Consider the following 19,167-nt stretch of genomic DNA (forward strand, 5'->3'; position numbering starts at 1 on the left):
AGATACCGTGTGGCTACTGTTTTGAGCGAGAAACGGACACAAATTTTACCTTATCATTAATAATCCCGTTGGCCGCTTATTAATGCTGCCCAACTAAAGATATTCTACATAGCTGGTCGAATCCGCGTATCCAAAAATCCTGTAGCCGGTTGAAGTTTCAATACCGGGAAGATGAATAGCGCGAAGAATAACGCCAACTTCCGCGTGCTGCTCAACTGAATTTGTCAAAATATCAAGATAGTGGATATCCGAATAGCCGCCCACGTTGAAATGGTAAAACCACTCGCCATCCACTGCGGATCCATAGCCATCGAGAGAGGTCGTTTTCCATAAAGGAGGCGATGTCATGTTCACCATTGCCAGACGGATTTCATTCCATTTTGTATCATTCATGCAGCTATAAAGCATTTAAACCTCCAGGCACCAGCTTCCTACAGATTACTATACTACGCGGTTAGCAACGCCCTGGCTCTAAGTGGACAGGCGCCAGGCGCTCCCCGTATGCTACGAGCGAAAAGCGCACATTTAGAAGCATTTAATGAAGATTTGTGATTCCATACATAGTTAACATAGGATTATAAAGAGCAAATTTCTTTGGATCTGAATAATTGGGGTTAGGTAACTTTTATTTTATTTAATTTACTGCCATTTAGTTGAATAGTTATCAGTTTGCGGCAAGGAGAAGCCAGGTGAACAATCGGATACAGTGGCCAGATCCCTTCGATGACTCTCTGGCGGGAGGGATGGTCTATCGCAAGTTTTTATATTGCGGGCAACTCTACGGGATCGGCTTTCAAGAATTGCCGACGCTGGCAGATTTAGAAGCAAAACATATAAAGTTGAATCATGCGTTCCCACAGTTTCGTTTCCCACAGAACAATAGTGTCTGGGCAGTACTATTTGACACTATTGACCCGGTAACAGACTCACCTTTAGGCTTTAAGCATGTTAAGTTTGACGGATTAGCGGGTGGGCGTGTGCTCCAAAACGTTGCAAGTATAATTTATGACCATTATAATATTTGCGATGCAGGTGCATATGTTTTCAGCGCCGCGGAAGATAGAGAGCATGAGCGAGGCACTGATCTTTCAGTAATTTATTCGCGAGCACTCGGTCTTCAGGGGCACCGTACAAGCAGGCTGTTCAGCCCGTTTATCGGTTGGAACGCATATACCGATATAGACGCAGGAGGAAGAAGTTATGTCGTCACAACTCAAAGTTACCAGCCTTAACAACGCCGCAGTGGAACGCCTTACTCTTGAAATGGGCAAACGTCTGCAGGCAGCAGCAGGTCGAGATGTGAGAGAGAAGCTTGCTTCCGGCGAGATTAAAATTGTCAATGGTCGCTATGTGGCATCCAGTGATAGTAGCCTTCGCGTTAAACGTTCCTCAGTCTTTGGCGGGGGTCGCCCAAAGAAGCAGGGGATGTATAGCGCATAAAAGAGCCCCGAAAGGGGCTTTTTTATGCGCTCTATTCCAACCTGTACTTATCTTTTTCAAAAAAATTCTGCGCACTTAGTTAGCCATTTGGCTCATCAGTTATTTGTACTTTGCCGGTTGCTATATATTTGTAAGCAATGCCTGCTTCTGACAAAGATTAGACGCTTATCTGGCGCAGATAGCAGCCGGACAGCAGTAATGCGTGGCGATGCAGCTACCGGTAAGGCGGTTTGATGACCAGACCACAGCGCTTGCTCCGGAGATAGTCGGAAAGGTGCTCAGTGTTATGCGCGGTCTGGCGCAGGAAGATGTCACGATAAAGTGGCGCGATATGGCTGATATTATCTGGTTGATGGATTGGGCGCAGATTCTGGAGAAAGCGATACCTGACAACTTTTTCAGACACCTCAGCATTTCTGTAAGCATCGTTTCCTGAGCGATTATCAGGGCATTAACTCAGCCGTTGCAAAGCCAGCCGCAAGAGTGGATCGGCAGCCTGCCAGACGGCGGGCTGCCTTGCATATCAGGGAATAAGTTTACTGCTGCGCATGGCTTCCAGATGCTCGATCAACACGTCATCGGAGCGCCTGATCATGGCGTCAAATCCTTCCCGGCGCGCTTTGGTGACGTCAAATATGGCATCTTTCTGCACATGGAAGATGAAATCACCAAATCCGCCCAGCGCCAGCTTATCGATATTCTTCTCCTTCAGCTGCGCCTTATCGGCGATGGATGACCAGAGAGGCTTAAGCCCGCTGAGACGTTCGCTAAGCGAGACAGGCTGCGCCTCGCCGACCGGCACACCGAACCAGTCAGCCAGTTTTGGCCAGACATGACACCAGCGAAACACGTCGCCATTGGTGATATTGAACGCGCCGAATTTGGCGTTTTCGGCAGCCCAGATAGCGCTTTGCCCCAGAATGCGGCTGTCGGTGATATTCACCAGCGTATTGCGATAGGCGTCATCCGGGCCGGGGAAATGCAGAGCGGTTCCCGTTTCGCGGCAAATCGTCCCGTACACGCCGATCAGATTTCCCAGGTTCATGGGCGATCCGAATGAGTGGCCGATAACAATATCCGGGCGCAGCGCAGTCCAGCCGATACCTTCCTCGCCAATCTTCTTCGCATAGTCTTCATGCCGGAAATAGAGGTTAGGCGGAAAATGCCGGCTGTCCTCTTCCCGTGCCGGGGTGCGGTAAACGCCCAGATGAGCGCCATAAACCTTGCCGCCCTGAATAAAGATAATATGCTGCAACGCATTGCCTGACGAGCGCACTGCGCCGATCAGGTTTTCAAACATCAGCGCATTAATATCCGCTTCCACGCCCGGATTAGGATCCTGGCGCAACGCCGCGTAAAAGATATGCGTCACCGTTTCAAACGCTTCGCGGTGTTGTTTAAGATCCTCTGAAGAGGTCAGGTCGGCGCTGATATGAGGAGAAGAATGAGGGCTGTGCGGCGAACGCCCAAGAGTCGTGATTTGCCAGCCCGCTTTATGGAAGGAATCATGAGCGGCAAAGCCAACTACGCCGCTTGCACCGACCAGCAATACGTGCTTGTTATTCATACAGTTCTCCGCTTGGTTTCAGATAACAAAATGTAGCTGCGTTTTTCGGGTCAAACAATGATGAACAGGCGCAGAGCCACAGAAACGTTTCTCTCTGTACACGTTTACAGCACAGAATTTTCCGGCCTGCCGCCTACGCCCCTATCAACTTCTGGCGCGTGACACAGGTGCCATTCCCGCTTTTTTGCCTCCATCATTTGCTGCCGTTCTCGTTGCAGACCCTGACTCGCCCCGATGATCCACTATACTGACCATTGCTGGTGTAATTTACCTACGAATCTGAGCACGGTTAGTTCCCAAATACCCACCCTACCCACGACCATCAGGAGAACAACATGCAAAAGAGTAAAACCCTGAAAATGCTGCTGGCCGTATCGGCAGCGGCCGCTATGTTCAACACTGTCGGCGTGCAGGCCCAGACGCCAACGAGCGCCGCGCAGAATGTCGCCGCGGGCCAGGCAGGATCGAGCGCCAAACTCAGTGCCGGCGACGAAAAAGCGGTGAAAGACATGGCGCAGGCCAATATCAATGAAATCGCCGCTGCCAAGCTCGCGCTGAGCAAGGCCCAAAGCAGCGATGTCAAAGCATTCGCTCAGCAGATGGTCGAAGATCACGGCGCCGCCTTGACCAAAGTACAGGCCGTCGCCCAGCAAAAGGGCGTGACGCTGCCGACTGAGCCGGACGCCAGCCACAAGGCCATAGCCGCTAAACTGGAAAAGCAGAGCGGCAACGCATTTGACAAGATGTATATGGAAAACGCCGGCACTAAAGACCACAAGATGGTGCTGGCGAAGCTGAAAAGTGACGCCATGCAGATTAAGGATGCGGATGTGAAGGCCCTGGCCGACGCGCATACGCCGGTCGTTGAGCAGCACCTGAAGTCCGCCCAACAGATGTCGATGTCGGCAGGTAAGTAAACAGGTTGTTCAGTGGGCGACTGTCCTTCGACCAGGCACGGGCCTTGTTCAACATATCGCTGAAAGGCACGGAGGCGTCATTGTTGGTGGTGCCGCAGAACGGGCGGCACCTTTACTCTAAGCGTGCCGTTCAATGCTCGCACCTGCGTGGTCGCAAACAGACGTTCACTGCATGTGTTAATACCAGACAGCTGTTCGACAGGATATACGGAATCATGGCGAAGGAACGCTTCTGGCTCCCAACGGACATCACTAAAATATGCGCTCAGGACAGCAATTCTTATCCTGGCGCAGCTTCCCCCGACTAGCCTGGAAGCAGTAAATACAGCCGGGATCGGCTCATATTACTGCCTGTCACCATAACCCCGTATAAGCGGTTACAAAAGGCGCCCTCTTTTATCACAAAACCGCCCTGGACGTAGAGCTGCTTTCAGGCAAGCGTGTGGTTTTTCATATTTGACGCTACCAACGTATTTTGCGCCCGGCCTTTCATGGGCAAAATATGCAAAAGCCGCTGTAAATCTATTGAGTATTTATATTTACTGCGTCGCCATTTCCTTAGGTTCACGACTGTGGCCTGCCATGCCGACACCTTGTAATGCCCGAAAAGCCAAAGCAGCGCAAAATTGCCATAAAAAAGGATTAGCCCGGTGACGACAAAACAGATCGCGTCCGCAAGTGCTCCGAATGTGATTGAATAATCTACTGACGTTATAAAACCTGCCAGCGCGGAAGTAATGAGCCCCCAGCCAGCGACTGATCCGGAGGTTGCACCGGTGCTTAACTGTTCTGTCATATAAAAACATTAAATAAAAAAGGCCCACCGAAGTAAGCCTGCAATATATACGTGGAAAGCTTTCCTTTTATAAAAAAATAGCCATTCTAACAAGCATTAAAAAGGCCGCACCTGGCGGCCATATAATATAATATTTAAAGTGAAATTTTTATATAAATTACGTTTATTTCTTAATCAAGATCGAAAAAATAAAATGAATAAATTTAACCACACCAATATAGCAAATCATCATTATACTGAAGCGTGATATTTCTTCAGGGAATGCATACCAATTAGTAAACATTACCTTTGCACCACTCAATAGCGATGATGCCAGAAGCACCCCAAAAAAAATAGCGAGGCAGTAAATCAATTTCTCTTTCACTTTAAGCGTCCTTAAAAGGAACAAGAGTCGCCAGAACAATTTGAATTGTTTGAACCGGAACCACCGCCTCCGCCGTTGCCGCTATTCTTGAAACATCCACCAGAGATAACGCCACCAGCCAGCCCTACGGCTATACCAGCCAAACCGCCCAATGATCCGGCTATCATTCCTCCAATTATCAACCTAAATATATGCCCCACCATTTGCTTCTTGATAAGGCATAAACAGGTTTACTCTTTTGTCAGGGATTCGTCAATCTATGTAACCATTTGCCTAAAACTACAATAAAAAACAATATATACAGGCAGTTATATATTTAATAAAAATAAATTAAGAACTTTTTGGAGCGGCAATTAAATAAAAAACAAAAAAGGTTGAACACCATCACAAATTAAAAGAGTAATATTAAAAGTGGGCTGAAGCATCACAGTGATAATTGTATGCCGCGTTTGCCACAGGGCTAACAGCAAAAAACCCCGCCGTGGCGAGGTTTGCAATTCATAAGTGGCGTATGCACAGAAATCCTACTTTGGAGAGATACTATGCCAATTTCGGACAAAATCAATCCCTCTTTTGATTATTGTTATAAGATCCTTCAATTTCCTTTATCTGCTATGGAAACCAGTAAATGAATTCTGTTTAAAATGCATGTTGCAGGAGTAAATCAACAGTTGGTGTAAACAAGGAGAGTAACAATGGCATGGGCTTATGAAGTGATGACTAAATCTTTTTACCTGAATGGTAAGTTCCAGTTTAAGGCTATGTACGCTGGTGCGCGGGGGTATAAAGATGATGTAGCATTCGAATGCGTTAAATTTAAAGGCCCTCTGCCTCGAGGAAAATACCATATTAGGCGAATGCAAGCCACGCATCCAAAAGCGGGGAAACATGTCATACGTTTAACTCCTCATCCAGGGAATAGCATGTGTGACCGGGATGGTTTCCTTATTCATGGTGATAATGGTAAAGGGACAGCATCTAACGGTTGTATTGTTACCAGGTTATATGACAGGAAAAAGATTGCTGAAAGTCATGATCAGGAGTTAATTGTGAAATGATAAAAAACTCCGCTCTTTTTACCTTTATTATCTGTGCTAATGCATCTGCGGGCGTAACACCTGAATCATGCCTTGATATTAACAGAAGCGTCGGGGTAAGTATGACCGATGCTCTTGTTGCAGATTTAGATATCAAAGAAAGTGACATTTTAGTTGATAAAACAAAGTTGTCACTCCTGAGTACTAACAATGTAACGCCTGAGCTTGCTGAAACTCTGGCAAGAAAGAACTATAGTACAGAATCAACACATTTTTTTTCGCTCGATAAAGGAAAACAAATGTTTATGGAAAGTAATGCTAAAAATATAATTGTAAAGTATGATTATATTAACCACAAAAATAAACACATTGTCACTTTAGCTTCGCTATTAATTAATGATGACGAGTGCTCTGTCAATTTTAATGGTTATATTATTGTCAAGCGCGAGTTTTGATTATTGCCCCTGTGTATTGGCGCAGGGGCTTTTTACCATTAACGCGTCACATTTCTGAACTGTGTGTCAGCATAGCTTTCTTTGATCTCACATTTCGCCACCAGCTTTTCAAAAAAGGCTTTCCGTTGCGTGGCCAGGACGATTGGTTCAGCTCTGATACCAGCATTTGAGCACCCGGCGGTTGGGGCCGCCGAACGGCAATACGCCTCAAACGCCAGCTTCGACAGCACGACCAGGCATTTACCCAGCTGGCTGCCTGCGGCTTAACAACCAGCAAAACCTCACCATGCAACGCTTTCAGGCCGCTATAAACAAGACGCGCCCGCACCACGCCGCCATGCCTGCTCCGCAGGGTATCGCTAAAGATTTGCGCTCAAATGCCGATAGCTTTTTCAGGCTTCTGAAAGCCTTTTTTACCCTTTGGGCAGTCATATTAATCAGGAGAGCAAGATGGATGTATCACAAATTGCATCACTGGCTACCGGCCTTGATAACATGGAACTCGGTAACAAAGTAAGCACGCTCGTACTAAAGAAAGCCCTGGATAATCAGCAGTCTGTGGCGGCCGGGATCATTGATTCCATCCCTCAGTTACCTGCCAACCCCGCAGTCGGTCGCAACATCAATACCACCGCCTGATTAGCGGCAACAATCCTGAGCACGACGTAAAAAAAATCCGGAAACAGGAAGTTTCCGGATTTCTGCACCACTACAGCATCATTAACCGATCGGCATCAGCTACCGCACCGGCTTGTTTTATACGCCGTCCTGCACGGGTGCTTTCACGCGCAGCGCCATAAAGATGGTCATGGTCGCCAGCAATAACAGCAGCGCGCTACCCATAAACACGCCTTTAGCGCCGGTAACGTTAAAAATCATACCGCCGGCCGCTGCGCCGATAGTGATAGCCAGCTGAATAGCCGCCACCAGCAAACCGCCGCCGCTTTCCGCCTCTTCCGGCATGGTGCGGGTGATCCACGTTGACCAGGCAACCGGCACGGCGCCAAACGCCATGCCCCACAGCGCGACCAGCAGCGCGTCCATCACCGGCGCGGAACCTAATCCCACCAGCGCCACGCCCATCAGCCCCATCGCCAGCGGCATGCCGATCAGCGTCAGATGCAGATTACGCTCCAGCAGCAGGCCCGCCAGCAGCGTACCGGCGAAGTTCGCCACGCCAAAGCCCAGCAGAATAGCGGAAAGCCCGTTGACGTCCACGCCGGTTACGCTCTCCAGGAAAGGTCGCAGATAGGTAAAGAAGGCGAAATGGCCGGAGAAAACCAGAATAATCGCCAGCAGCGCGGTCTGCATGCCCGGACGCTTAATCAACGACAGGATCGAGCTGTTTTTAGCCAGCGGATTAGGCGGCATTTTTGGCAATGCCGCCAGCTGCCAGCCCAGCGCCAGCACGCCGATGGCCGCCGCAGCGACAAACACGTTACGCCAGCCGATCAGATGACCGAAATAGCTGCCCATCGGCGCCGCAACGATGGTAGCAACCGACACGCCGCTAAAAACAATGGAGAGCGCGCGCGGGATCATCGCTTCCGGCACCAGCCGCATAGCGGTTGCCGCCGCCAGCGTCCAGAAGCCGCCGATGGCAATACCTAAAATCACTCGTCCCGCCAGAATAAAGGTCAGGTTCGGCGCGAAGGCGACCAGCAGGTTAGAAACGATCAGCATTACGGAAAACAGCAGCATCACGCCACGGCGATCCAGCTTGCTGGTCAGGGAAGCGCTGAAGAAACTGGTTACCAACGCGAAAATGGCCGTCACGGTCACCGCCTGGCCGGTCATGCCTTCCGTCACGCCCAGGCTGGCCGCCATCGGCGTTAACAGGCTGGCGGGCAGGAACTCGGCGGTTACCAGGCCAAATACGCCCAGCGCCATAGAGAACACGGCTCCCCACTGAGGCTTTATTGGTGTTGTCATAGAAAATCTCTTTAATCGTTCGATGGCAGCAAGATTAAAGCGCTGGTGTCGGATGGTCTATGATGTAAAATCCGTCATTATTGATTAATCGTCCGGGAAGCGCTGCCATGACCACAGAAGGCCACGATCTCACCAGCGAGCTGCTCTACGGGATGCGCCTGCTGGGGCTACAGTATCGGCGTATCGAACTCGCCGCGCCGTTTGGCGTTGGCTTTGTTAAAGCGCCGGGCCGCGCGCAGTTCCACTTCGTCAGCCGCGGCCCGGTGCTGCTGCGGACGCAGAACGGCCAGCTGCGCACCCTGAATACGGGCGATGCGCTGCTGCTGCCGCACGGCAGCGATCATGTGCTGCTCTCCTCGCCCGATGTGGCCTGCAAGGACATCCGCGCTTTCAATACCACGCCGGTTTGCGGCAACGTCTGCTGTATTAAAGACTGCGCGTCCACCGAAGAAACCACGCTGATATTCAGCGGCTGTATGGAGTTCGACCTGGGCGGTATGCAGATGCTGATCGGCTCGATGCCGGAAGTGCTGCTGGCGGATACGCTGATCCATAAATATCCGGAAGTGCAGCCGATGCTGGAAGCGATGGAGCGGGAATCGCTGGGCAAAAGAGCGGGCTATGCGGGCATCCTGGCGCGGCTGGCGGATGTGGTCGCGGCGTTTATCGTACGCGGCTGGGTGGAATCGGGCTGTGGCGCGGCGGGCGGCTGGCTGGAGGCGCTGCGCGATCCTAAGTTAGGCAAAGCGCTGGTGGCGCTACACCGCGATCCCGGCAAAAACTGGACGGTGGCGCAGCTGGCGGCGGAGATGGGCAGCTCGCGCTCGGTCTTTGCCGAGCGCTTTCTGGCGGTCACCGGCATGACGCCGGTACGCTATCTGACCAATTTGCGTATGCAGCTGGCGGCGCAGTGGATTGGCCGCGACGGCGAAGCGATAGAGAGCGTTGCCTGGCGGCTGGGCTACGGCTCGCTGGCCGCTTTCAGCCGGGCGTTTAAGCGCACCACCGGCACCACGCCGGGCGCCCTGCGGGCGGAAGAGAGCCGAAGAGCGGAGCAGCAGGCCTGACGGCCTGTAAGCGGCTCCTTCCTGCATACTACAAAAAACAGGAGGCGTACCCTATCCATCACGCTGTCGCCCAGGTTTTTAACCGACGGCTGCATACTGTCTTTTGGCGAGCGGGTCAGGCCGCGTCCGGTCAGCGAAGGGCGGATTTGCTCAACCGCCACCGCCTTATCGTGCGGCATATCAGCGCGCCGGAAGCCCGAAGGGAGTGAATAAATAACTGCTGAGCTTTATACGTCAAGAGCTTTAACACCGTAGGCGGCGTTCGTCGGCAGCTTTGTTCTTCCCTGTCCTCTCCAACATCCTCTTTACCCTTACCGCAATTCTTTACACTTTTCCCTGCCGTTTAATGCGTTTTAGCGCCATAACCGCACTTTTCAGCAGGCCCGGCACGGCGCTTTGAGGTATCATTTATTTAACAATGTACCTTCTGATTCATAACAATGACGCTATCGACCTCTGCTCAACCCGTTTTTGACGGCCATAACGATCTTCTGCTGCGCCTGTGGATGCAGGAAACAGGCGATGCCGTGGCGGATTTTCTGCACGGCACGATGCACGGTCACCTGGATATGCCGCGAATGCGCCGGGGCAGCTTTGCCGGCGGCCTGTTTGCGGTGTTTGTGCCGCCGGCGCAGTACGTGAAGCAAAGCAAGACGGGCTGGCAGGAAGAGGATCACGATCCGCTGGCGATTACCGAAGCGCAGATCGCCCTGCTGCATCAGATTGCCGATCGCTCCGCCGGTCAGGCCCGTATCTGCCGCAGCGCGGAGGATATTGAGCGCTGTATCGCGCAGGGCGTGCTGGCGATGGTGCTGCATATCGAGGGCGCAGAGGCGCTGGATGACGAGTGCAGCCAGCTTGACCGCTGGGTTGCCGCCGGGTTGCGCAGCGTCGGCCCGCTGTGGAATCTGCAAAATCGCTTCGGCACCGGCGTGACCGGCGGTTTTCCCGGCTCGCCGGACAGCGGCGACGGGCTGACGCCTGTCGGGATCAATCTGCTGCGCGTGCTTAATCAGAAAAAGCTGCTGATCGATTTGTCGCATATGAATGAGAAATCTTTCTGGCAGGTGGCGGAGGTCAGCGATGCGCCACTGGTCGCCACCCATTCCAACGTTCATGCGCTTTGCCCGCAGCCGCGTAATTTAACCGACGCTCAGCTGGCCGCAATTGCGCAGAGCGACGGCTTTGTCGGCGTCAACTTTGGCAATGCGTTTCTGCGCGCCGACGGCAAGCGCGACAGCGATACGCCGCTGGCGCAGATTGTGCAGCATCTTGATGCGCTGTTGGAAAAGCTGGGCGAAGATCGCGTCGGCTTCGGTTCTGACTTTGACGGCATCAGCGTGCCGGACGAACTGGGCGACGCGGCCGGACTGCCGAAGCTGGTCGATTTAATGCAGCAGGCGGGCTATTCGCCCGAACTGATCGATAAGATTTGCTGGCGTAACTGGCTACGCGTGCTGAAGAAAACCTGGGGAGAATAACGCTCCCCCGTTAATCCCTGCGGCTTACAGGGTTGATATCACTGTGACACAGGTGCAACATTTGCGCCGCCGCAGGGCGATATTTGACAATAAGCTGTTTACCTGCCGAACTTAACGGGCAGATTTTTCCCTTAACACCATGAGGAGCTCCGCTATGTGGACTAAACCAACGTTTGTTGATTTACGCTTAGGCCTGGAAGTGACGCTGTACATCTCCAACCGCTAAGCCCTTATGCCCACTCAGGTGGGCATTTCCTCTCTTTTTTTCTGGTCTACACATGCAAATTAACGTTCTTGGCTCTGCGGCCGGCGGCGGTTTTCCCCAGTGGAACTGCAACTGCCGAAACTGTCAGGGCGTGCGTAACGGCACGCTGAAAACGTCGGCGCGTACGCAATCTTCCATCGCCATCAGCGACGACGGCGTCGATTTTGTGCTGTGCAACGCCTCGCCGGATATCGCTCATCAGATCGCCGCCACGCCCGCGCTGAATAAGAAAGACGTCCTGCGCGGCACCGCTATCGGCTCGATTATCCTGACCGACAGTCAGATCGATCACACCACCGGCCTGCTGAGCCTGCGCGAGGGCTGTCCGCATCAGGTCTGGTGCACGCCGGAAGTACACGACGATCTCACCACCGGTTTCCCCATTTTTACCATGCTTTCGCACTGGAACGGCGGCCTGGTGCATCACGCGATTCAGCCCGGCGAACCTTTCTCCGTGGCGGTCTGTCCGGCGCTGCGGTTTACCGCCATCCCGCTGCTCAGCAACGCGCCGCCCTATTCGCAGTATCGCGGCAGACCGCTGCCCGGCCACAATGTCGCGCTGTTTATTGAAGATACCCGCAGCGGAAAAACGCTGATGTATGCGCCCGGTCTGGGCGAGCCGGACAGCGAGCTATTGGGCTGGTTGCAAAAAGCCGACTGCCTGCTGATCGACGGCACGCTGTGGCAGGATAACGAGCTGGCGACAACCGGCGTGGGCCGCAATACCGGTAAGGATATGGGTCATCTGGCGCTGGCCGAAGAGCAGGGCCTGATAGCGCTGCTGGCTTCGCTGCCCGCCGAGCGCAAAATCCTTATTCATATCAACAATACCAACCCGATCCTGGATGAAGAGTCGGCTGAACGTCAGGCGCTGACGCAGCACGGCATCGAAGTCAGCTGGGACGGTATGCGTATCGACCTGTGAGAAAATCATGCAACAGACTCCCATGACGCGCGAAGCGTTCGAGCAGGCGCTACGCGCCAAAGGCGCTTATTACCATATCCATCATCCTTACCATATCGCCATGCACAACGGCCAGGCGACGCGTGAGCAGATCCAGGGTTGGGTGGCGAACCGTTTTTACTACCAGACCAGTATTCCGCTGAAGGACGCCGCCATTATGGCGAACTGCCCGGATCCGCAGACGCGCCGCAAGTGGGTACAGCGTATTCTGGATCACGACGGTCATCAGGGCAGCGAAGGCGGGATTGAAGCCTGGCTGCGCCTGGGCGAAGCGGTCGGCCTCAAGCGCGAGACGCTGCTGTCGGAAGAGATGGTGCTGCCCGGCGTGCGTTTCGCCGTGGATGCTTACGTTAACTTCGCCCGCCGCGCGGTATGGCAGGAAGCGGCCTGTAGCTCGCTGACCGAGCTGTTTGCGCCGGAAATCCACCAGTCGCGCCTGGACAGCTGGCCACAGCACTATAAGTGGATCGAAGCCGAAGGCTACGGCTATTTTCGCGGCCGCCTGAGCCAGGCTAACCGCGACGTCGAGCACGGGCTGGCGCTGGCGCTGGACTACTTCACCACGGCCGAACAGCAGCAGCGTATGCTGTCTATTTTGCAGTTCAAGCTGGATATTCTGTGGAGTATGCTGGACGCTATGACCCTGGCCTACGCGCTGCATCGTCCGCCTTACCATACCGTGACCGACCAGCCCGTCTGGCATAAAGAGAGATTGCTGTAATGACCCTTAACGACCAGCAGATACCTGCGTTTCGCCGTGGCTACCGCCTGCAGTGGGAGCCGACGCAGGATTGCCACGTGATCCTGTACCCGGAAGGCATGGCGAAGCTGAACGAGAGCGCCACCGCGATTTTGCAGCTGGTGGACGGTAAACGCCCGCTTGCCGCGCTGATTGCCGAACTGAACGCTCGTTTTCCCGATGCGGGCGGCGTGGATGAGGACGTCAAAGCGTTCTTTATGCAGGCCGTCGAACAGAAGTGGATAATTTTCCGTGAACTCGCTTAAGCCTAATCCGCCGCTCTGGCTGCTGGCGGAGCTGACCTATCGCTGTCCGTTGCAGTGCCCCTACTGCTCAAACCCGCTGGATTTCGCCCGGCAGGAGCAGGAGCTGACCACGGCGCAATGGATAGAAGTTTTTAAACAGGCCCGCCAGATGGGCGCCGTCCAGCTGGGCTTTTCCGGCGGCGAGCCGCTGGTGCGTAAAGATCTGCCCGAGCTGATCCGTGCCGCGCGGGATCTGGGTTTTTACACCAACCTGATCACCTCCGGCATTGGCCTGACCGAGAAAAAGATCGACGCCTTTGCCGAAGCGGGTCTCGATCATATCCAGATCAGCTTCCAGGCAAGCGACGAGACGCTGAACGCGGCGCTGGCGGGATCGCAAAAAGCCTTCCAGCAAAAGCTGGCGATGGCGAAAGCGGTCAAGGCGCACGGCTACCCGATGGTGCTGAACTTTGTGCTGCATCGCCATAACATCGACCAGATCGATCGCATTATTGAACTGGCGATCGAGCTGGAGGCCGACGACGTCGAGCTGGCGACCTGCCAGTTTTACGGCTGGGCGCAGCTGAACCGCGAGGGCCTGCTGCCTACCCGCGAGCAGATCGCCAGCGCCGAAGCCGTGGTGCAGCGCTACCGCGAAAAAATGAAGGACAACAGCAACTTCGCTAACCTGCTGTTCGTGACGCCCGACTACTATGAAGAGCGGCCGAAAGGCTGTATGGGCGGCTGGGGCGCGATTTTCCTGAGCGTGACGCCGGAAGGCATGGCGCTGCCGTGCCACAGCGCGCGCCAGCTGCCGATCGCCTTCCCGTCGGTGCTGGAGCATACGCTCCAGGAAATCTGGTACGACTCGTTCGGCTTTAACAAATATCGCGGCTTCGACTGGATGCCGGAACCCTGCCGCTCGTGCTCTGAAAAAGAGAAGGATTTCGGCGGCTGCCGCTGCCAGGCCTTTATGCTGACCGGAAACGCGGACAATGCCGATCCCGTCTGCGCCAAATCGCCGCATCATGGCCAGATCCTTGAGGCGCGTGAGCAGGCCAACTGCAGCAATATTCAAATCAGCCAGCTGCAGTTCCGCAACCGCACCAATTCACAGCTGATCTTTAAAACCGAAGCGTGAACGGTCATTCCTCTTCCCGCGTAGCAAACGGCCTGCGGATCACGCTGATCCATGAGCCGGAGGCCACGCGGGCGGCGGCGCTGTTCCGGCTTTCCGCCGGTAGCCTTGACGAACCCGCACGCTGGCCGGGCCTGGCGCATCTGCTGGAGCATGTGCTGTTCGCCGGCAGCGCCGGTTATCAGCAGGAGCAGCGGCTGATGGCCTGGGCGCCCGCCCACGGCGCGCGGCTTAACGCCACCACTCAGGCACATTTCACCGCCTGGTTTGTGGAGATCGCTCCCGAGCGGCTGGGGCAGGCGCTGTGCAGGCTGTCTGATATGCTGGCGCGCCCGCTGCTGGCTACCGAGGCGATTACCGCAGAAGCGGCCGCGATCGAGGCGGAGTATCGGATGCTGCAAAGCCACGGCCCGACGCTGTGCGAGGCGGCGCTGAGCCAGGCCTTCGCCGCGCCCCATCCCCTGCACGATTTTCACGTCGGCAGCCAGCGCCATTTCGGCGACGACGCGGTCGCGCTCCAGCAGGCGCTGCGGGACTGGCATCAATGCTGGTTCCATACCGGCAACCTGGAACTCTGGCTGAGCGGCCCGCAGCCGCTGCAGGAGCTGGAAGCCATGGCCGAAGAGGCCGCGGCGGCTTTTGCTCGTGCAGAAACCGTGCCTGCCGCGCCGCCGCTGTTACAGCCGACCGCAACAAGGGCTTTTGCTCGCGCAGAAACCGCGCCTGCCGCGCCGCCGCTGTTACGGCCGACCGCACCAAGGGCTTTTGCTCGCGCAGAAACCTTGCCTGCCGCGCCGCCGCTGTTACGGCTGGCCCCACAGCGGGCTTTTGCGCTGCAAAGCGCCGCAGCGCAGCATCTCCAGCTGAGTTTTCTCCTCAACGACCCGCAGCCCGCCAGCCTGACGCTGCTGCGCGAGCTGCTGACCGACAAAGCGTCAGGCAGTTTGCTGGCGACGCTGCGCGAACAGGGGCTGTGCGACGATATTTCGCTGCTGGAGCCTTACCGCAGCGCGCGGCAGTCGGTAGCCAGCGTGCGCTTTCAGCTGAGCGGCCTTCAGCTGGCGCAGTGCGCCCGTATAGAAGCGCTGTTCCGCCGCTGGCTGGCGCAGCTTTCTGGCCTGACGCAGCAGCAGCGGGCTCACTATGCCAGCCTCACGCAGCGGCGTTTCAGCCAGCTTTCTCCTCTCGACCAGCTACGCGATCTGGCGCTGGGTTTTCCGCCTGCGCAGTCGACCACGCCGCTACCCCTGCCGCAAAGCCTCAGCCGGCTGTGGGTATCGCCTGCGGTCAGCGCGCCGTCCGTCCGCGCGCAGGGCTTTACGCTACGGCTGGCGGCTATCGACTGGCCGCAGGCGGAGCCGGAGCCGGAAACGCCGCCCGCCCTGCATTTCTACTCGCCAGCCTCCACGCCCGTCACGCCCGCGTTACCGGTAGCGAAAAGCGCGCTGGCGTTGGTTGCCGCGCCGGTCGAACCAACGCTGCTGCTTAGCGTCCAGCCTGGCCTTCTGCCAGATCGACGTAGCGCCGCGCTGATCGAGGCCGCGCTTCAGCCCGCGATGGGCGATGCGCTGCACGGCGGCGGCGAGCTGGCCTTTTCCCGCCAGCACGGTCTGTGGCAGCTGCGGCTCAGCGGTCAAGATGCATTACTGGCCGCTACGCTGGATCGGGCCATACAGGCGCTGACGGATCCGCCAGCCGCCACCCAGGCTTTTGGCGAACGGCTTTTTTATCAGGCGCAGCAGGCTGACGATATCGCCATCCGCTGTCTGCTGGCGCACCTGCCCGATTTGCTGAACAGCACGTCAGCGGATGCGCTGTCGGCGCTACGCTGGCAGGCCACGCTTTACGGCGGCGCGGCCAACAGCGCAGCAGACCTGGCGCGGCTGCTGACCAGGCTGCCGGGCGCGGTCGAACCGGCGCAGTCACCGCCGCACGTTTTCCCCACGCAGCCGCACTATTCCTGCCCGACGGCAAGCCGTGATGCGGCGGTGCTGGTGTTCTGCCCGCTCGCCGAGGCCAGCGCGGTCTGCTTTGCCAGCTGGCAGCTGCTCGCCACGCTGTTTGAGCCGCGCTTTTTTCAACGGCTGCGGGTCGAGGCCAACGTCGGCTACGTGGTCAGCTGCCGTTTTCATCAGACCGCCGGACAGGCCGGCCTGCTGTTTGCGCTGCAATCACCCGCTTTAAGCACGGCAGAACTGTTCGGGCATATCGATCGGTTTATCGCCGATATGGCGGCAACGGTAGATAGCCAGACCACCGAAACGCTTGCCGCCAGCTGGCTGTCATTGCTGCCTTCCCTGCCCGAAAGCGTGCCGAAAAACCGCGAGCACATTACCGCTCACTGGCTCTATCAGCAGCTTAACCTGCCGTTCAGCTTTGTCCGGCCCTCGCCCGATCGGCTACGTCAGGCTTATCGACAGCTGACCGCCAGTTGCGCCCGCTGGTGGCGGCTGAGCAACAGCGCCTAAAGCAAATTTTTTGCCAGGCGCTCACGCTAATCGATTCAGCTTATATTTTATTCACCGTCTGACGCCCGCGCGCCATAAAGTTTCCCTGCGTGACTACCGATAAGCCTTTATCGACTCCCCTTTCCGAGTACGCAGTATGCTAAAAAATATTAAAGTTGTGACCAGCATCGTTATCATGTTGGTTATTTTCAGCGGGCTGCTGCTGGTTTCCAGCGCGCTCTCATTTAACGCTATTAGCCAGGACAAAGAGAATTTCAACCACGCCAGCGTGCTGACGCAGCAGCAGAACCAGCTCAGCGACACCTGGCAGACGCTGCTTGAAACGCGCGTCACCATTAACCGCGCCGCTATCCGTATTCTGAAAAAGCAAACCGATCCGGCCACGCTGGCGGCCATCGACAAGCTGCTGACCAACGCCACTGCCCTGCTTAACGAGGCGCAGGCGCACTTTGAACGTTATCAGCGTGCTCCTGCGCAACCCGGACAAAGCAGCGAGATAACGGCCAGCGTGGCCAGCAGCTATCAGCAGCTGCATGACACCATGAAGCAGTCTGTCCAGTTTCTCGGCGCGAATAACTACGAGGCTTACGGCAATCTGGATGCGCAGCAGGCGCAGGACGGCCTGAAAGCCAGCTATAACCAGTGGCGCGAACAGAACGCGAAGCTGCTGGCGACGGGCATTGAGGTCAATCAGCAGGGCTTTACGAATATGATGTGGACGCTGGCGGCAGTGATCCTGCTGCTGCTGGTGCTGGTGCTGGTCATCTGGAAAGTGATTAAGGAAGTGCTGCTGCGGCCGCTGAAGCAGGTTGAGGAGCATATTCAGCACATTGCCGAAGGCGAGCTGACCCGCACGCTGACGGTGGAAGGCCGCAGCGAAATAGCCAGGCTGGCCGCCCATCTTTCCGCCATGCAGCAGGCGCTGACCGTTACCGTCAGCCACGTGCGGGAAAGCTCTGACGCCATCTACACCGGCGCGAGCGAAATTTCGATGGGCAACAACGATCTCTCCGCCCGTACCGAGCAGCAGGCCGCCTCGCTGGAGCAGACCGCAGCCAGCATGGAAGAGCTGACCGCCACGGTGAAGCTGAACGCAGAAAACGCGCGTCAGGCCTCACAGCTGGCGTCGAGCGCGTCGCAAACCGCAATCAAAGGCGGCAAGGTGGTGGACGGCGTGGTGCAAACCATGAGCGATATCGCCGGCAGCTCGAAGAAAATCGCCGATATCATCAGCGTGATTGACGGCATCGCTTTCCAGACCAATATCCTGGCGCTTAACGCCGCCGTGGAAGCTGCCCGCGCGGGCGAACAGGGCCGTGGCTTTGCCGTGGTCGCGGGCGAAGTGCGCAATCTGGCCCAGCGCAGCGCCCAGGCGGCGAAAGAGATCAAGACGCTGATTGAAGCATCCGTCAGCCGCGTCGACGCCGGTTCGCTTCAGGTCACCACCGCCGGAGAAACCATGCACGATATCGTCGATGCCGTGGGACGCGTCACCGCCATTATGGCAGAGATCGCTTCCGCCTCTGACGAACAGAGTCGCGGCATCGATCAAATTGGCCAGGCGGTCACGGAGATGGATCGGGTCACGCAGCAGAACGCTTCGCTGGTACAGCAATCGGCCGCCGCCGCCGCGTCGCTGGAGGACCAGGCGACCCGTCTGGCTCAGGCCGTTGCCGTGTTTCAGACCGGCCACGCGCGCGCGCCAGCCGCAAAACCTGCCGAAAAAGCCCTGAAAAAAACGCAGCCGGCAGCCGGTGAAGGAAACTGGGAAACGTTTTAAGCGAGCGTCGCCGACGGCTTACCGGCCGTTCTGATTGTGATACTTATGTGGCCGCACCGGATGCTGATAGCGTGTCGGCCATATTTTCTCGGGAGCGATGTCCAGCGCTTCAGCAATCAGCCGCTCGCCTTTCGGCCACGGACGGCGCAGCGCGTTAGCCAGCGTCGAGGACGCCAGTCCCGCCTGCCGTGAAAGCGCGGATAAGTTTGTGCCTCTTTTTTTTAACGCAGCGATAATGTCTGCGGTATGCCAGTCCTTTAGCTCCATTATGCATCCCTTTTATGAGTTAAACCGTTGTCCGCGGCTGAGCCGCTCGTCATATCATTTATCTGCTTCACGTCGTTATCGGCCGTTGACGATGTCCAGCCACGTCGGCAGGGCGCCAGACAGCAGCGATAACGCACGCAACCGCCACTATTATATTTTTGCAAAAAGCGGCGTTTATTCTTTCCCTGTTATACAGCTAAAAAGCGCGTTTTTAAATATTTATTCCGCCAAAAAAACGAATTTAA

Annotated in this window: 21 protein-coding genes; 16 read left to right on the forward strand and 5 right to left on the reverse strand. The window is 55.8% G+C overall.

All coding sequences use genetic code 11. The features are described 5' to 3' along the window. Positions 1-93: 93 nt before the first annotated feature. Positions 94-408 carry a DUF6678 family protein gene (locus AB6T85_RS17030; RefSeq protein ID WP_369896245.1) on the reverse strand — a complete coding sequence of 105 codons (315 nt, stop codon included), beginning with the start codon at positions 406-408 and terminating at the stop codon, positions 94-96. A gap of 281 nt (positions 409-689) precedes the next feature. Between AB6T85_RS17030 and AB6T85_RS17035 the strand changes: the two genes are divergently transcribed. From AB6T85_RS17035 to AB6T85_RS17045, 3 genes are all read left to right on the forward strand, one after another. Further along, positions 690-1,232 carry a hypothetical protein gene (locus tag AB6T85_RS17035; RefSeq protein ID WP_253458383.1) on the forward strand — a complete coding sequence of 181 codons (543 nt, stop codon included), beginning with the start codon at positions 690-692 and terminating at the stop codon, positions 1,230-1,232. Beyond that, positions 1,201-1,440: a hypothetical protein gene (locus AB6T85_RS17040; RefSeq protein WP_253458380.1), complete on the forward strand. Its 240-nt coding sequence runs from the start codon at positions 1,201-1,203 to the stop codon at positions 1,438-1,440. Before AB6T85_RS17035 ends, AB6T85_RS17040 begins: the two co-directional genes overlap by 32 nt. 202 nt (positions 1,441-1,642) lie before the next feature. After that, complete coding sequence (locus AB6T85_RS17045; protein ID WP_301730025.1) at positions 1,643-1,876, forward strand: ATP-binding cassette domain-containing protein; 234 nt, start codon at positions 1,643-1,645, stop codon at positions 1,874-1,876. An 87-nt stretch (positions 1,877-1,963) separates the two neighbouring features. Here the strand turns inward: AB6T85_RS17045 and AB6T85_RS17050 are convergent, their stop codons facing one another. Further along, positions 1,964-3,007, reverse strand: coding sequence for an NAD-dependent epimerase/dehydratase family protein (locus AB6T85_RS17050; RefSeq protein WP_253458375.1), 1,044 nt, complete (start codon positions 3,005-3,007; stop codon positions 1,964-1,966). 335 nt (positions 3,008-3,342) lie between these two features. Here AB6T85_RS17050 and AB6T85_RS17055 point away from each other — a divergent pair, with 335 nt between their 5' ends. Next, a complete protein-coding gene (locus AB6T85_RS17055) occupies positions 3,343-3,924 on the forward strand; it encodes a DUF4142 domain-containing protein (RefSeq protein WP_253458373.1) in 582 nt (193 codons plus the stop codon). Positions 3,925-4,354: 430 nt separating this feature from the next. Here the strand turns inward: AB6T85_RS17055 and AB6T85_RS17060 are convergent, their stop codons facing one another. Further along, the gene (locus tag AB6T85_RS17060) at positions 4,355-4,720 is read right to left on the reverse strand and encodes a phage holin family protein (protein ID WP_369896246.1); all 366 of its coding nucleotides are present in this window, start codon (positions 4,718-4,720) and stop codon (positions 4,355-4,357) included. 1,059 nt (positions 4,721-5,779) lie between these two features. Here AB6T85_RS17060 and AB6T85_RS17065 point away from each other — a divergent pair. The 3 genes from AB6T85_RS17065 (at position 5,780) to AB6T85_RS17075 (ending at position 7,215) form a co-directional block, all read left to right on the forward strand. Continuing rightward, positions 5,780-6,142: a tlde1 domain-containing protein gene (locus AB6T85_RS17065; RefSeq protein ID WP_369896247.1), complete on the forward strand. Its 363-nt coding sequence runs from the start codon at positions 5,780-5,782 to the stop codon at positions 6,140-6,142. Continuing rightward, positions 6,139-6,576, forward strand: coding sequence for a Shiga toxin A subunit (locus AB6T85_RS17070; protein ID WP_253458367.1), 438 nt, complete (start codon positions 6,139-6,141; stop codon positions 6,574-6,576). Before AB6T85_RS17065 ends, AB6T85_RS17070 begins: the two co-directional genes overlap by 4 nt. 450 nt (positions 6,577-7,026) lie before the next feature. Beyond that, a complete protein-coding gene (locus tag AB6T85_RS17075) occupies positions 7,027-7,215 on the forward strand; it encodes a YjfB family protein (protein WP_253458365.1) in 189 nt (62 codons plus the stop codon). 117 nt (positions 7,216-7,332) lie between these two features. On the opposite strand, the gene AB6T85_RS17080 is transcribed toward AB6T85_RS17075, so the two are convergent. Further along, a complete protein-coding gene (locus AB6T85_RS17080; protein WP_301730020.1) occupies positions 7,333-8,508 on the reverse strand; it encodes an MFS transporter in 1,176 nt (391 codons plus the stop codon). Between the two features lie 107 nt (positions 8,509-8,615). On the opposite strand from AB6T85_RS17080, the gene AB6T85_RS17085 reads away from it, so the two are divergent. The 9 genes from AB6T85_RS17085 (at position 8,616) to AB6T85_RS17125 (ending at position 18,655) form a co-directional block, all read left to right on the forward strand. Next, positions 8,616-9,575, forward strand: coding sequence for an AraC family transcriptional regulator (locus AB6T85_RS17085; RefSeq protein ID WP_301250612.1), 960 nt, complete (start codon positions 8,616-8,618; stop codon positions 9,573-9,575). A gap of 440 nt (positions 9,576-10,015) precedes the next feature. Next, positions 10,016-11,056: a dipeptidase gene (locus AB6T85_RS17090; RefSeq protein ID WP_369896248.1), complete on the forward strand. Its 1,041-nt coding sequence runs from the start codon at positions 10,016-10,018 to the stop codon at positions 11,054-11,056. Between the two features lie 154 nt (positions 11,057-11,210). After that, positions 11,211-11,282, forward strand: coding sequence for a pyrroloquinoline quinone precursor peptide PqqA (gene pqqA / locus AB6T85_RS17095; RefSeq protein ID WP_071789594.1), 72 nt, complete (start codon positions 11,211-11,213; stop codon positions 11,280-11,282). 52 nt (positions 11,283-11,334) lie between these two features. Further along, entirely contained in the window at positions 11,335-12,246 is a 912-nt protein-coding gene (gene pqqB, locus AB6T85_RS17100; RefSeq protein WP_301250614.1) for a pyrroloquinoline quinone biosynthesis protein PqqB, read from the forward strand. A gap of 7 nt (positions 12,247-12,253) precedes the next feature. Then, positions 12,254-13,006: a pyrroloquinoline-quinone synthase PqqC gene (gene pqqC, locus AB6T85_RS17105; RefSeq protein WP_253458354.1), complete on the forward strand. Its 753-nt coding sequence runs from the start codon at positions 12,254-12,256 to the stop codon at positions 13,004-13,006. Beyond that, entirely contained in the window at positions 13,006-13,290 is a 285-nt protein-coding gene (gene pqqD / locus AB6T85_RS17110) for a pyrroloquinoline quinone biosynthesis peptide chaperone PqqD (RefSeq protein ID WP_125287256.1), read from the forward strand. Before pqqC ends, pqqD begins: the two co-directional genes overlap by 1 nt. Beyond that, positions 13,277-14,410: a pyrroloquinoline quinone biosynthesis protein PqqE gene (pqqE, locus tag AB6T85_RS17115; RefSeq protein ID WP_253458351.1), complete on the forward strand. Its 1,134-nt coding sequence runs from the start codon at positions 13,277-13,279 to the stop codon at positions 14,408-14,410. The genes pqqD and pqqE overlap by 14 nt, the downstream gene beginning before the upstream one ends. Further along, positions 14,407-16,875: an insulinase family protein gene (locus AB6T85_RS17120; RefSeq protein WP_369896249.1), complete on the forward strand. Its 2,469-nt coding sequence runs from the start codon at positions 14,407-14,409 to the stop codon at positions 16,873-16,875. Before pqqE ends, AB6T85_RS17120 begins: the two co-directional genes overlap by 4 nt. Before the next feature lie 136 nt (positions 16,876-17,011). Then, entirely contained in the window at positions 17,012-18,655 is a 1,644-nt protein-coding gene (locus AB6T85_RS17125; RefSeq protein WP_253458345.1) for a methyl-accepting chemotaxis protein, read from the forward strand. A gap of 18 nt (positions 18,656-18,673) precedes the next feature. On the opposite strand, the gene AB6T85_RS17130 is transcribed toward AB6T85_RS17125, so the two are convergent. Beyond that, a complete protein-coding gene (locus AB6T85_RS17130) occupies positions 18,674-18,922 on the reverse strand; it encodes a helix-turn-helix domain-containing protein (RefSeq protein WP_253458341.1) in 249 nt (82 codons plus the stop codon). Positions 18,923-19,167: the final 245 nt, after the last annotated feature.

This window comes from Erwinia aeris (assembly GCF_041224955.1).
In the GTDB taxonomy this organism is placed as follows: domain Bacteria; phylum Pseudomonadota; class Gammaproteobacteria; order Enterobacterales; family Enterobacteriaceae; genus Erwinia; species Erwinia aeris.